The sequence below is a fragment of the Deinococcus fonticola genome, assembly GCF_004634215.1.
Classification (GTDB): Bacteria; Deinococcota; Deinococci; order Deinococcales; family Deinococcaceae; genus Deinococcus; species Deinococcus fonticola.
The window spans coordinates 1-13,197 of sequence record NZ_SMMH01000050.1; the positions used below are offsets into that span (position 1 = coordinate 1).

Here is a 13,197-nt window from a genome sequence, read left to right on the forward strand (position 1 = left end):
CAGTTCCGCACCTGGTACAACACCGTCCGCCCGCATTCGGTCTTGGGGTACAGCTACCCCTGGGTTAAGCTTCTGGAAGTGGCTGAGTCTCTCAAAGCCGCTTGAAGGATTTTCTGGAGCACTACCCCTCCACCACATGCCGTAAGCCGCGCTGAAGATCCCGAAGATCGCGCCGGACAGCAGGAAGCTTTTCAGGAGGAGTGGCGCTCTCCACGAAAAGATGAATCCCTTCCAGCAGGAAGCAGAACCGAGACAGGCGTTCCAGAACTCAAGGGCGCTGCTGTTCCCTGCGGCGTGGTGTTGCCTCTCGTACACAGCGATGAACTGATTCATTGCGTCCTCGAAATCCGGCCTGATACTCGTCAGGATCAGAAACAGAAAAAGAATCGCTGCTGCGAATCCCAACCACTTGGTCAGAACGGGCCGCATATCCACGTAGATGGTCTGAAATCTCACGGCAATGTCCTCCTGTCAACGCTCGAACTGAACGTCCAGCGACTTCCTTCTGGAAGGGGTTTGTGTGTCCTCTTCCCGCTCCGCCTGTCTACCACTCGCTTTCCCTGCGGCTTTCTCCTCGATTTCGGCAGTGCGGAGCGGCGGAACGACATGAATGACCTGGTGCATCTCCGCCAGCTCCTCGTCCCCGCTGCGCCTCCATTCCCTGATCTCCTCGACTCCGAATTTTTCCCTGGCTGGTAGCAGGACATGCACGTGGGGGTGTTCCGAGTGGCCCTGGTCTCCGGCGTGAACCACCAGCAGGTATTCGTGCTGCCCGTTCTTCTCCAGCACATTTCTGGCCCACTGCTCGGTTTCATATGCGGTCATGTTCTGATCGCCGCTGCTCATGACCACGCGGTAGAGGTGTTCTCCCCGGCTTTCCGCAAGGATGCGTGAGAGTTCCCTGTGTGCCGTTTCGCCGTCCTGCTCCAGCTTGAATCTTCCTTCCCGCGTAATCACTTCCCGGTCGGGATTCCTTCCTTCCCAGTCGGGGCGCTGAGTGAAGTATTTGAGACTGGCGCTCCCGGCTCGGGCTTTCGCATCGCCTCTGCCGGGTGACGTGTAGTTCATCTTCACGACGGTGGTCATGAATTCTCAGCCACTTCTTCGGCATGAGACGGTGATTCAGCGGGCTTCAAACCCTGCCCACTCATCAGCAACTTTCGCCAGTCACTGATGCCTTTGACATCGTCACGGAGTTCCCGGTAGGTGTTGTCCCAGTTCTTCTCTGTCAAGTCCAGCACCTTCTCCCTGGGCATTTGCGTGGGCAGCATCAATCCCGCCTGAGTGAGCCGCCGCCCTGTGCCGGCCTCCATGTAGACGCGCAGCAGCAGCTCAGTCAGCGTTTCGAGCATCCGGTCGACTTCCTGCCGCACCGCCCGGCGAATATGTGGGGCCAGCAGTTCATCCGACGCCTCTTTACTGGCGTAATTCAGGGCGCGTTCCAGCAGATCACCGCCGTAGTTGTAGACCGACAGATTCTCCGCTTCGGCCTGCTGCTTCAGCACCCTCAGATTGCTGCCTGTGATGCGGAGTTGAACTTTTGTCACTGCGTTTGATTTCGACATTTACCTCTCCAAAAAACACGTTTCAAAACTGGCAAAAATCGAGCATATCCACTGGGTACGATCAGACACCGCGAAAGAACTGTTCTGGACGTGATTTCCAAAAAGCGATAACCATACCCTTATCCTGCCGATGGTCAGGGGAAGCGCCCAGTTGCACCGTTGCCGTTTGTGCCCGCCCTCCGCCCACCTCACCTGGGTAGCCCCGGCCTGTGCGTGGTGTGCTGTTCGCCGGACGGTTCATGGCCCCACCGCCGCTGTGATTTCTGACCTGCCCGGCTTGGCGTCTTCGGCAGTTTGCGTGGTGTCGGTGACCGCTTCGCCCAATCTGGGTTTCCTGGGTTTGCCTCGGGTTTTGGTGCGTTTGACATTCTTGCGGTACTGCTCGACCAACGACAGGAAATCCACTTCCCCTGATTTCAGGTCATCCTCGTAGGCCACCGCCCCACGTACCGCCCGTAATTCAATGTCTTTGAGCGCCTTGAGGTGCCAGCTTTGAAAGCGTGCGTCGTTCAGCACGACATGCTCACGGAAGCTGCTGCCGCGCACGGCAAAAGTTTTCTCGACGGGAACCGAATCCACCTGGCCGTTTTTCGATGCTCGCTGGAAGGCGGGGACGTATTTAAGCTGGAGTCTCGGTTCGATTCCCGCGACCACGCTCGACAGATTGACGAATTCCTTTTTACTCATATTAAAGTTTTATCACACTTATACTATTATTTAACCCTAGAGACTCCGTCGATTGTCTTTCAGACTGCACAAGTCGTACTCCGGCACCTCACCCCTGGCGCCCAGCCATGAAGAGTGCCAGTGAATCAGGCAGGATGACGCTCCCGGCCCCCGCCTCTTCCCTTTTTCGACGCCACAGGGTGACCTGGTGACGGAAGTTCCGGCCATCACCTGGCGCAGCTATGCTTTGAGAGGGGTGACCATGAGTTACAAGCGCAAGTGGGACAAAAAGTTGCGGAGGCAGATCTATGTTCACCGCCTGGTTGCCGCGCAACATATGGGGCGTGAACTGATGCCAGGTGAAGTCGTCCACCACCGCAACGGCGACAAGCAGGACTTCAGCCCGGAGAACCTGCTGGTGCTTCCGAGCCAGGCGGCACACATGGCCGTGGAGCACGTCCAGCGAAAAAAAGCGCAGGGACTCGAACCTCTGTTCGACCTGGAGGATATGGCCGTGAAGTCAGGCAAAAGGTCTATTTAGCTAAAGTGCGTTTGCTAACCCTTCCAATGCCATGATGGAGGCCCAAATGGCCTCTATCCATATCCGTGAAATCTTCCAGGAGCTTGCTCGACGTGGGGCGAAGGACGCCTCTCCGTTTGATTCAAAGGGAGAAGGCTTCTTCGTGGAAATTGATTTCCAGGACGAGCAGCACACACGTATAGCAATGGCAGCTCACGCCATCGACTCTGAATATGCGAATAAAGTGCTTTCGGTTGAAACGGGTTTTGGAACAGCGCTCATTCTCTTCGACGAGGCAGGGTTACTGAAGAGTATTGAACTCTGCTAACGGTTTGGTGGAGCGCGGCCCAACCTGCGTAGCATGAGCCGAATCATCGCCAGATACACCAGGGTTTCTGTCGTTTCTGGTAAAGCCTCGTAATCCTTAGACAACCGGCGACATTTGCCGAGCCACGCGAAAGTGCGTTCAACGACCCAACGGCGTGGCAAGACGTGAAACGTCTTGCGGGGATCTATGCTCTCCACCAGGTCTGGCGTGTACCGCTTGGCCTGTCGCCACCACGGATAGACCACCTCGACGAGTAGATCCGAGCTGTCTTTTGCCCAGCGGAGAAAGCCACCCGTGTAACCCTGGTCTGCCCAGACCCTGTCCAGCTTTGGGTATTGCTTTTTTACTCCGTCCAGAACAAGTTTTCCACCTTCGCGGTCCTGCAGATCGGCCGGATGCACGACAACTTTGAGAATCAAGCCGAGTGTGTCCACCAAGATGTGCCGCTTACGTCCATTGACCTTCTTCGCACCGTCAAATCCTCGGATGCCGCCAGCTTCGGTTGTCTTTGCACTTTGACTATCGATAATGCCGGCGGTGGGTTGGGCGTCCCGACCTGCAGCCTGGCGAACCCTTGCTCGGAGGACGTCGTGGACGTCTTTCAGCACTCCGCGGATACGCCACTTGCGGTATTGGGCATACACCGTGCCCCAGGTGGGGAAGTTCACAGGGAGGAGGCGCCACGCACAGCCGGTTTGCAGGACGTAGAGCATGGCGTTCACGAGCACCCGTTGAGAATGAATGCGTTTGCGTCCTGTAGGACGTGGACCGGGAAGGAGCGGTTCAAGCAGAGCCCACTCCCGGTCCGTCAAATCAGAGCTATACCCAGTCCCTGGCATGCTCCACAGTAAGATGAAAAACGCGTCCAGCAGAGCTTTAAGACGTTAATACACGCACTTCAGTCAGTGTTGTGCAGGTTGCGTGTTCCTAGGGTCGTGAATTCCATACACGACCCTCACGCTCAGCGATAGGCCTTGTTGAATTGAGTCGGCAACTTATGGAACCGGTGAGTTTTCTGGAGTGGGTTCTTGAACTTGCCCATCTGTTGACGACTGGTGAGCGGCGGCCGAATGTTCTGGTGCCTTTCGCCAAGGTCGCTGCTGTTCAGGCGCAGGCCACAATGCAGTTGGGACATCATGCCAGTGTGATTCACCAGGGCGGGGAATTTCCCTGGATCACGGACGACGCTGCGACACAGCTTATGGCGTTGGCAAAAGCGGAGAAAGCGCACCGCAAACATCTGGGGGTGGACTTCTAAGCAGCCTGCATCCGTGCCATGAGTAGTGCTCCCGGTTTCCTGAGTCCAGCCCATTCCTGGCGGTCGGCGTGGATGCGGGAAAGCTGGGCCATGAGAACCTGCAACCCGGCGCGGCCCTCGGTTTCATCACGCCATGCCTGCCAGAGCAGTTTGCAGTAGGCGCGGTGGTACGTGGGATCGTGAAACACGCGGGTCATGGCGTCGGCCAGAAAGCCGATCAGAGGGTTGCGTTTGGTGACGTGAACCTCGCGGATGAGGGTCACGGCTTCGATTACGTCCTCAACAGAGCGCAATTCGATGTCAGCTAAAATGCACGGGTCATTTTCTAACGAGTCTTCTAAGAAGAAATCTCTTACGGCCCATGTTCTTAGGATTGAAAACCATTCCGTTTCTCTTGGGTTTATTGACCCGTGCATTTTCAGGTTGGCCGGGGTTCCGGCTTCAGCTTCCCCGGCCTCCATCTGTTTGATGATGGCGTGCGCGGTACGGCCTGCGGCTCGGTCGCCGTCAAGGTCGCGGTACTGGTGCTGCAAGTCCTCGATGTGCAGGCGTGCGCGGTGGCCGGGGCGTAAGCGCACCGCGTACACCATGCCGTCTACTACCGTGTCCTTGCCCTTACGTTTAACGGTGTCTCTGTCCTGATCAGTGCCCTGGTCGTCCTGGGGTGGGGTGGCCGCGCCCAGTTCTCCGGCCTCCACCTGTTCGGCTTGGCGGGCGGCCTTTGCCCTGGATTTGCGCTCGTCAGCGGCGGCGCGGACTTCGGCTGAGCTTCCGAAATGGGCGCGGGCCTGCATGTAACCCAGTTTCTCCAGCAGCTTGTTCCAGCGGTAGATCGTGCTGAGGTTGACTCTAAACATCTTCGCCAGGAGTTCGGCGCTGGTGAAAATGGTGATCTGGTGCGGAAGTACACGGCAACACAGGGCGCGGTACTGCTCGACGGCCAGCCGGTATACCGTTACGGCGTATCTCCAGAACGTGTCCTTACCTGCCCCCTTGCCTCGGCGGGGAGTGACGGCCTCGCGGTCTAGCAGGTCAGTGAGGGGCAGGGGGTCGGGCTGCGCCTCCCCTTTTTTCTGAGCTTTGGCCTCGGACTTCTGCGCCCGGTGCTGGGCCGCTTTACTCACGCGCTCCCTGACTTTGCTCCATGCCTTGACCTGACGTGCCGCGTTTTGAGCAAAAAGACCTATTGGCGGGTCAGCAGCCACGTCAGGGGTATTGGATGTCCTGAAAATCTCTGGAGAGGGCTTCACGGCCCTCTGGTGAGCTTGTGATCTGGTGCCGGGGGCTGAGTGGAGGGTGTCAGGGTGTGGCGTGAAGGCGCTCTCTGGAAAGAGGGGCGCAACGAACCGGGCCAGCAGGCCCTGCGAGATCGCGGCGGCGCGACCAGTGGCATCGGAATGAATCATGAAAAGACTCCCGGTTGCAAGAACGGGGGACATTCCGGTAAGTTGTGGGTGTTGTTGCCCCTTTCTTTACCGAATCTTCTGAAGAACTCCGTGTTGGCGCATGGGGTTCTTCCCTTTGTGCTTAGCTGCGATTCTGGTTTGTCATGACCTCCGTGCAGATCACATCTTCTAAGTTGATCTGTAATACACAGTCTAAAACACCAAAAAATGCGTCCGAGCGGAAAACCCAAGTTTTCACTACCGGAACCGGATTTCACCGTTTGCGCTCCCAGACGCCTTTTCTGCCATTGCCTTCGGCAGTCAGGTGTCGGTTTTTGGGGGGTCGCTCGGCAGTCAGGTGTCGAAAAAACTCGAAAAAGTACGGCAGTCAGGTGTCGGTTTTTGGGGGGTCGCTCGGCAGTCGGGTGTCGGAATAAGGCATTTCGTCGGCAGTCAGGTGTCGGAAAAACCCCTGGGTCAACCTGGGGCAGCTTCGGCAGTCAGGTGTCGGAAAAATGGAACACGTCAGCAAACCCCTGAAAAGAGGCGTGTTTCAGGTGATGAAAAATGGTCAACGTTCGGCAGTCAGGTGTCGGCCCTCCACCTGACCCGATCTGGACGTACCTTTACCGGTTGGTTTCCACCAGTTCAGCAATGGAACGCAGGAAGGTCTCTGGCACCTGGAGTTCCACTAGGCTTGAAAGCCACACGTCGAAAAATTCCGGCTTCCCCTGCGTCAAATCCAGTTTCGCGGCACTTTTACTCTCGTAGCCCCAGCGTTCGTGCAGGCCGAGATTCCCCAGCAGTTCCAGTGTGGATTCGAAGCGTTCGATGGCCCGGTTGAGATTGCGCTGTTCACGGAGGTCAAGCACGTCCTGCATGATCGACGCCCGGCTGAGCAAGGTTCTGACCTCGATATAGCGAACGGGGTTGAGGTCGCTGCCGCTTTCCCTGAGCCAGTACGTGAGTTCCGTGCCGATCTGCTTGGCCCAGACATTGGTCGCGCTGTTGGCGGGTAATTCCACCAGGCTCCGAAAAATCGGTGCGTAGGAGCGGGGAAAGTATTTGGCCCAATCCCCCAGCACCAGTGTCCAGCTGCTGGGAATGGACACGCCGTCGATCTTGCGGGCGCGGCCAATCTCCATGACCGACAGCACTCTCTTCTGTGGCCCGTCGGGGTCGTTCGGCAGGGTGAGCCACAGGCGGGCCAGGTGTGAAAGGCTCTGCGTGCAGCGAACAGAATCTTTTGGTCGGACACTGCCGTTCGGATGCAATTTGAGACCGAGCGCCTGTGCCAGTTCACTCGGTTTGATGGTGATGGGCGTGAAGAGGTCGTCGCGCTCGTTCTCCAGCGCCTTGGCTGTGAGCAGACGCCAGACATCTGAGGTGCGCGGATCCAGGCTCAGCAGTTGAGTCCGCAGGGTGTCTGGTGCGGCGTTCTCCTCAAAGTAGTTGAGGCTCAGGCCATCTTCGAAGCTTTCCCGGTACTGCAAGGTGACGTTGTTCCAGCCGCTCGGGCCACGGGTGGCCCGGTCGATCAGCACACTGGGTTTGTTGGCGAGTGTCAGGACGTACTCGATGGGACTGGCCTGGATTTCTGGCGCGTCTTCCGGTGAGACCACCGCTGGCAGCAGGCCCGTCCGTACCCCGGCCCGCAGGAGGGTCTTGGGCATGTCCCTGGGAATGCGGTAGTGGCGCTGAAGGGCGGGGACGAAGACGACACGCTCCCGCCAGAGACGTTTGGCCGTGCTGTTCCCCGCTTTGACCTTACCCTTTGCTTCTTGCTGGATCTCCGTCTCGACCAAACATGGAGAATTTTCTTCAATCCATACGACGGCGGCCCATCCCTGGTAGGCGTGTTTGAGCGTCTGGGCGTCCAGTTCATTGGAGAGCGGCACACCGAAACGCTGGTGGCAATCCGCCACGAATTGACGCATTTCTGCGGATTCGGGCAGCTTGGGGCGGGCCATGCCCTGCATTGTAGCGATCACGTATCCGAGGGCCCTCGCACATGAGGCGGGGAAGACACCGCTGATATCGTGGAAGAGGGAAAGTGAAGTGACACCGCTTCCTTTGAGCGCAGGGGCTGGAGCTAGCCTACCTTGCTGAGCAATCACTGTTCGCTTACCCCGTGGCCTCAAGCGAATCACTTATCGCCGCCTGCGCCTGAAAAGTCACACCGTCAGCATTGATCCGGACGGAATACACCTCGCCTTCGCAGAAGACGGCGTACGGTAAATCGGGCCGGATCATCGGGACGACTTGCTTGTAGACGGACTCCAGTTGCCATTCGATTTCATCTGACGGCTGATCCCCTTGATCAAGGGCGTGGAGTTGCATCGTCAGGCAAAGCAGACGGGTTAGCAGGAGATCGATTTCCGGTTCGGTCAACGCGTTGAATTCGAGATTACCTGGACTTGCGATTTTGTTGTGAGGGTTTTGCAAGAGTTGCCTCCTATCCTTGACATTAATGGAATATGGAGGTTATCAGTTCACCTGTACCCGTTAAATCAGTGCGCTCAATAAATGTGATACACAGGCACTCAAGGTGCTAGGACTGCCGCAGCAGCGCGACGACTTCTTCCACAGCAACTTCCGGCTTCTGGAACGTCTGACGCAATTCGAGCAGTTGTGCATCCTGCTCCAGTCCGCCCGATCCGAACGTGTTCAGAATCTCAGCTACTTTGTGGGTTCGCCCTGGCTCGTGGCGAAGGGCGCACAAAGCAAGTGGTAAAGCTGTCAGGAGCGGCCCCCATAACGGCAAATCGAAGCGCTCATCCTGCCCGATCCGGCGCAACTGCGCCAGGGCATTGCCCGTCAAATGAAGTGGCATGGTGGGCAGGCGCAGTGCCAGGCGCGTCAGGTAAGGGTAAACGGTGGGTGGAACGCGCTTTCCCCGCCAGGTCGTGCGCTCCATAGCGACGATGATGTTCTCAACGACGGGGCTGAATTCCACGATGGGGTCATCCATCAGGGCCGCGTAGGCAGCCACCTGCGGATGCCAGCGCAGTACCAGTTTTCGCAGGGTATCGGTATCTGCGAATGGAATGGCTCTGGCGTCTCGGAACACCGCCCTGAGTTCCTGACTCGCCTCCTGCACCCATGTTTCCTCAAGTAGGGCCGGGGACATGGCGATGTCGAGTTTCAATGCCGCTATCAAGGCCCGGTCAGCCAGCATTTCACGGCTGGCGACGGGAAGATGCCTCTGTTCGTGGGACGCCAGATCGTAACGCCCCAGGGCCAGGTGCATGCGTCCACGCAACCAGCTGTTGAACAGGACATCCACGGTGAGGGTATTTTCCACCCGCTGTTCACTGGAGAGGTCGAGAACCCGCTGCCACGCTTCACGACGGCGCTGCTGCGCGGTCGGTGACGGAAATTCCGTATCCTGATTTCCTGCGAGGTGCAGCGCCTCGATCTGCCACTGGTACTTATCGAGGAACTGAACGTCCGGCACGTCCGGAAAGGTGAGATCCCCAGCGTACAGGTGAGTCCAGGTCTGGTAAGCGTGAATGGCGTCATGCGTTTGCAGGTGCTCTGGGGCGTTTGCGATCAGTTGATCTATTTTGGGGAAGGCGGCCAGGTTCGTCAGTCCGATGATGAGCGGCCTGAACGTCTCCAGGGTGTAACTGGGCAGGACGCTCAGGTCGTCTCCGGGCAGTTGCATGGCAGCCATGCGAGAGAATTCATTCGAGCGGTTCAGGTCAGCCATGCGAACACGCTGGGCTTCGCGCAACATGGCCGGATTTCGACTGACTTCGGCGAGCATCAGCAGGCGCGCACTCCAGCGGTGCATCTGATCCGAGTCTTCGAGGGCGAAGTACGTGCTGCGGAGTGCCCGCATGTACCGCCACTCGGTCTCCAGTCGGAGAGGGTGGGGTGATAAGTTCTGGATTTCGTCCGCCAGGGAAAGCAGAGCAGCCTCGACTTCACGCGCAATAATTCGCGGTGTAGGCAGGACGCGCAGTAGTTTTCCATGCTGCTCGGCAATGAGCGCCAGCATCTTCTCGTAATGGTTCCCCTGGTCGTAGACGCTGGAAATCAACTCGTCGCCACGGGGGTCTGATCTGTTCTGTTCTCGCAGCAGGTCAGCAGCACGCAGCCAGGCCAAGGGCTGCTCAACGTTGGCCAGGCTGGTGATGAGCACATCCGGCTCGACGCCCTGGCGTGTATGCTCTTGCACCCACTCTTGAACGGCAAACAATTGGCGGAGGTCAGGTAGCGTCAGCATTCACGGCTCCTCATTTGAGAAAAGCCCACAGGCGTGGACTTTTGTTGACTGGTTTTTCAGGCGATTATTAGCCGCGGCCGCGAGTGGGTTTGTCCGGTGCATCGCCGTCACCAATCGGCTGTTGAGCCATCAGCGCCGGGGATTGCATGGAAACGCGCTCGAACACAGTGACACCGGTAGCCAGGGCGAAAGCGGAGACCAGCAGCAGTTTTTTCATGAGGGGCATGTCTGGGACTGTATCAAGTGATCATGAGTTGTCCTGAAAGTTGCCTGGCGGCTGATTCGAGGCGTTCAGTGGATGGCAGAAGGAGGCTCCCGGCGGCAGTGAACATCTGGTGGAGCGGTCGGTCGAACCGCTGTACATAGATGCGAAGTGGGTCAGCCGCTGCATTGCCGGTTTCCCGCGTCAGGGCCGCGATCCAGGCCAGGGCGTACTCCAGCCCGTAGAAGGGGGCTGAGAACATCTGCCAACTGGCCCAGCCGGTGCCTTGCTGTTCAAGCAGCCCCTCCAGGCAGATGCCGGTCGGGTATTTGAGTAAAAGCTCCTGATAAAGCGAATTGATCTCGTCGGGCTGGATGAATCTCCGACTGTAAATCTTCTCCTGGAACTCGTCCAGAATGCACGCGCTCACGATGGATTGCAGGGCTTTTTCCAGGAGGGTGTCCGCCGCTGCGGGGATGTCCTCCCGCTGGAAGAACAGGTCAAGGTGCTTGAGGCTCAGGAGTTCCATGGAGTGGGCGGCGAACTCGCGGTATTCGCGGGGTGGTTGACGCTGGGCCAGCAAGGAATCTGCGGGCATCAACGTGTAGTGCAGGCAATGTCCGGTCTCGTGCAGCACCTGGAAGACGCTGTTGGCAGTGGCGTCATAACTGACGGTCATCCACGCCAGCCGTTCTTCCGGGAGCAGGAAAGTGTACGGGGCGCGGGGTGCTTCGCTGGCTGACGCGACATGAAATTTGCCGTTTTTCCTCAATTGGTCGAAGGCATCGACCATTGGCGGGGAAATGCCCTGCAACATGAGTGTTACCGCGTCGAGCAGGGCCTCCGGGTTGTGGGGCAAAGCGTTGATGACCGTGCCGCTGGGCGTAAATGACTGATCCCAGGGCCGCAGTTCAGTGACACCCAGCCACTGGGCTTTGCGCTGCCGAATTTGAGTGAGGAGCGGCCGGATGATTTGCAGAACATCCAAGCGCAACCGGCGTAGTTCCGCCGGATCAAGCTGCCGCGCCCGGAAACTGGAGGTCGCGTGGTGGTAATCGAGGTAGTGAGTGAATCCGGCCTGCTCCGCCAGGCGCTGCCTATCGCGGTGAAGGCGTGAGAAAAGCTCTTGCCAGGGCCGCCGCGCCCCATCTTCCGCTGCCTGCAACTGGAGGTAAGCGTGCTGGCGCACGGCGCGGTCAGGGTCACGCAGTTGCTGCGCGAGTCCAGCGCTGCCCTCCGGCTGCGGGTAAGCAATACCAGCCGCAATGCTGTGGTAGTGGCTGGCCTGCTCCAGAATGTCACCTTTCAGTTGCGTTGTGCCGGGACTTTCGGGTTCACGGTCGAGTTCACCGGCGAAAGCTGGTTTCCAGTCGTCAGGAAAGGCTTGAAAGTGAGGCAGCGCGAGGTGAAGGCACTGCTGGTAGGCAGCGTCAATAGGTGGATAGGACTCGGCCAGGAACGTCCGGTAGGCATTCCTGGCCTCGGCGTTCTGGGGTTGCGTTCTGGACTGGCAATCCAACTCGGAAACGAGTTGGTAAGTCCGGCTGAGCAGGTGATCGATTTCTTCAACGAAAGGGATCAGTCTACGGGGAAGATCCGACTTTCGTTCCAGTTCGTGTAGGCGTTCCAGGATGGATTGCGCCTGCTCTGAGGGCAGCATGACAGCGATGGTAACACTGAGGTGTCAGAGGCGGGGATGCGGCGGCATTCCAGTGTATATATTGACTTTCTGCTGTTGCGCCGGGCTGGAAGTGAACCGCCCACGGATTATTCCGGCGCTCGCTGGCCTCAGAGAAACGCTGAGTTTCAGATATGCTGTGGGGGCTGTGACACATTCAGGGCTAAGGAAGAGAGACGGATGACCGGGCCAATTAAAGTCTTTCTGACTGAGGCGTTTATGCCTCTGTTGAAAGAGCTTGACATTTTTGGGGCGATGTTTCGTGCAGAAGCGGATCAGCAGTTCGGTGCCGATTTCGTCGCGGCAGCCCTCGCCCGCAAGGTGTGCGGTGAGTTAGAAACGAGTTACGGGCAAGTGGTGGTGCTTTCCGCACGAGGCCGAATACTGCTGGGCTACACGGGTTACTACGCGGCAACACGCCAGAGCGCCGAAGCGAACGTCTGTCTACGTGACGCCTATCTGAATATTCGCCAGGCCGGTTACGAAGTGATTGAGGTGCAACGCAAAAGGCGCAATGCGGTCATCTTCATGAAAGACGGGAAAAAAGTCATTGCCCTGGTCAATCCTGGCGGATATCACAGGTCGGTCGCCAGAAACGTCTACAGATCGGAAATTCTTTCAGGAAAATTTGATGAGCTACATCTATATTCGTATCAATCTGCTAATGAAATACGGAATTCCAGCGAATTATTATTTAACCCGATTGATCCTTCGGCACAAACCATAGATGCAACACGTCTCTTCCTCTATTCGATTGTCCCGTGGCCTGAAACGCATTCGGGCTGACGGAGTGACAGCGCGACCCGCCCGTCAGGGCGCAACTCCAGAGAGGGCGGGGTGGGGCTAAGGCTTTTTGCGTTTGCTCCTGCAGAGGGTCACGCCGCCAAGTCGCTCTGCCCCTCTGCCCTGCCCCGTTGTGCCACGAGTAAAAGCACCACGGGGGGCAGCGGCCCGGTGATGCTCAGTCGGCTACTGGTCGGTGTCGTCCTTTTGCGGCTTCAGCATCAGCGTGACGATAGGGGCGAGGGCGGTACCGATGGCAAGAAACCCTTCGGTGGGCTTGTCGTTGGCGATGACTGACATCTTGCAGTTTTTGAAATAGCGTGCCAGACGGCCAAAATCGTGAATAATCCCAGAAACAGCGATAGCAGCAGGCTTTTTCGAAACTATCTCATCAGGTTTTTTGATGACGCCTATTCTCCCCGCCCCAAAAAATGCGCCAAAACGGAAGGTAGTGTAGTACAGCGTTCTAGAAATTATAATACTTAGCCTATGGGACGCCCAATTCAGTATGCGGTCGTGCTGAGTGCTGAGCAGGAGCAGTACTTGAAGAGCCTCACGTCAAAAGGAAGCGGCAAGGCGCG

Annotated in this window: 15 protein-coding genes; 4 read left to right on the top strand and 11 right to left on the bottom strand. The window is 57.7% G+C overall.

The window, feature by feature from the left end:
- The 4 genes from E5Z01_RS17770 to E5Z01_RS17785 form a co-directional block, all read right to left on the bottom strand.
- Positions 1-456, bottom strand: a 456-nt coding sequence (locus tag E5Z01_RS17770; RefSeq protein WP_135230589.1) for a hypothetical protein, incomplete at its 3' end; no start/stop codon positions are given.
- A gap of 15 nt (positions 457-471) precedes the next feature.
- A complete protein-coding gene (locus tag E5Z01_RS17775; RefSeq protein WP_135230590.1) occupies positions 472-1,086 on the bottom strand; it encodes a hypothetical protein in 615 nt (204 codons plus the stop codon).
- Entirely contained in the window at positions 1,083-1,565 is a 483-nt protein-coding gene (locus E5Z01_RS17780; RefSeq protein WP_135230591.1) for a hypothetical protein, read from the bottom strand. Before E5Z01_RS17780 ends, E5Z01_RS17775 begins: the two co-directional genes overlap by 4 nt.
- 237 nt (positions 1,566-1,802) lie before the next feature.
- Positions 1,803-2,252, bottom strand: coding sequence for a hypothetical protein (locus E5Z01_RS17785; RefSeq protein ID WP_135230592.1), 450 nt, complete (start codon positions 2,250-2,252; stop codon positions 1,803-1,805).
- Positions 2,253-2,439: 187 nt separating this feature from the next.
- Here E5Z01_RS17785 and E5Z01_RS17790 point away from each other — a divergent pair, with 187 nt between their 5' ends.
- Together E5Z01_RS17790 and E5Z01_RS17795 are read left to right on the top strand one after the other, a co-directional pair.
- Complete coding sequence (locus E5Z01_RS17790; protein WP_240738554.1) at positions 2,440-2,772, top strand: HNH endonuclease signature motif containing protein; 333 nt, start codon at positions 2,440-2,442, stop codon at positions 2,770-2,772.
- A gap of 46 nt (positions 2,773-2,818) precedes the next feature.
- Positions 2,819-3,079, top strand: coding sequence for a hypothetical protein (locus E5Z01_RS17795; RefSeq protein WP_135230593.1), 261 nt, complete (start codon positions 2,819-2,821; stop codon positions 3,077-3,079).
- On the opposite strand, the gene E5Z01_RS17800 is transcribed toward E5Z01_RS17795, so the two are convergent.
- Entirely contained in the window at positions 3,076-3,918 is an 843-nt protein-coding gene (locus tag E5Z01_RS17800) for an IS5 family transposase (RefSeq protein WP_135230594.1), read from the bottom strand. The two genes, E5Z01_RS17795 and E5Z01_RS17800, sit on opposite strands and share 4 nt — an antisense overlap.
- 158 nt (positions 3,919-4,076) lie before the next feature.
- On the opposite strand from E5Z01_RS17800, the gene E5Z01_RS17805 reads away from it, so the two are divergent.
- A complete protein-coding gene (locus E5Z01_RS17805) occupies positions 4,077-4,337 on the top strand; it encodes a hypothetical protein (RefSeq protein ID WP_135230595.1) in 261 nt (86 codons plus the stop codon).
- Here E5Z01_RS17805 and E5Z01_RS17810 read toward each other — a convergent pair.
- The 6 genes from E5Z01_RS17810 to E5Z01_RS17830 all read right to left on the bottom strand — a co-directional run bounded on the left by E5Z01_RS17810 (position 4,334) and on the right by E5Z01_RS17830 (position 11,815).
- On the bottom strand, positions 4,334-5,743 hold the full coding sequence (locus E5Z01_RS17810) for a hypothetical protein (RefSeq protein WP_135230596.1): 1,410 nt from the start codon (positions 5,741-5,743) through the stop codon (positions 4,334-4,336). The two genes, E5Z01_RS17805 and E5Z01_RS17810, sit on opposite strands and share 4 nt — an antisense overlap.
- Positions 5,744-6,348: 605 nt before the next feature.
- Positions 6,349-7,692: a hypothetical protein gene (locus tag E5Z01_RS17815; RefSeq protein WP_135230597.1), complete on the bottom strand. Its 1,344-nt coding sequence runs from the start codon at positions 7,690-7,692 to the stop codon at positions 6,349-6,351.
- 154 nt (positions 7,693-7,846) lie between these two features.
- Positions 7,847-8,167 carry a hypothetical protein gene (locus tag E5Z01_RS17820; protein WP_135230598.1) on the bottom strand — a complete coding sequence of 107 codons (321 nt, stop codon included), beginning with the start codon at positions 8,165-8,167 and terminating at the stop codon, positions 7,847-7,849.
- Between the two features lie 106 nt (positions 8,168-8,273).
- On the bottom strand, positions 8,274-9,926 hold the full coding sequence (locus E5Z01_RS17825; protein WP_135230599.1) for a hypothetical protein: 1,653 nt from the start codon (positions 9,924-9,926) through the stop codon (positions 8,274-8,276).
- Positions 9,927-10,020: 94 nt separating this feature from the next.
- On the bottom strand, positions 10,021-10,179 hold the full coding sequence (locus E5Z01_RS19665; protein WP_158591557.1) for a hypothetical protein: 159 nt from the start codon (positions 10,177-10,179) through the stop codon (positions 10,021-10,023).
- A 13-nt stretch (positions 10,180-10,192) separates the two neighbouring features.
- Complete coding sequence (locus tag E5Z01_RS17830; protein ID WP_135230600.1) at positions 10,193-11,815, bottom strand: M3 family metallopeptidase; 1,623 nt, start codon at positions 11,813-11,815, stop codon at positions 10,193-10,195.
- Positions 11,816-12,013: 198 nt separating this feature from the next.
- On the opposite strand from E5Z01_RS17830, the gene E5Z01_RS17835 reads away from it, so the two are divergent.
- Positions 12,014-12,619 carry a hypothetical protein gene (locus tag E5Z01_RS17835; protein WP_135230601.1) on the top strand — a complete coding sequence of 202 codons (606 nt, stop codon included), beginning with the start codon at positions 12,014-12,016 and terminating at the stop codon, positions 12,617-12,619.
- Positions 12,620-13,197 lie beyond the last annotated feature (578 nt).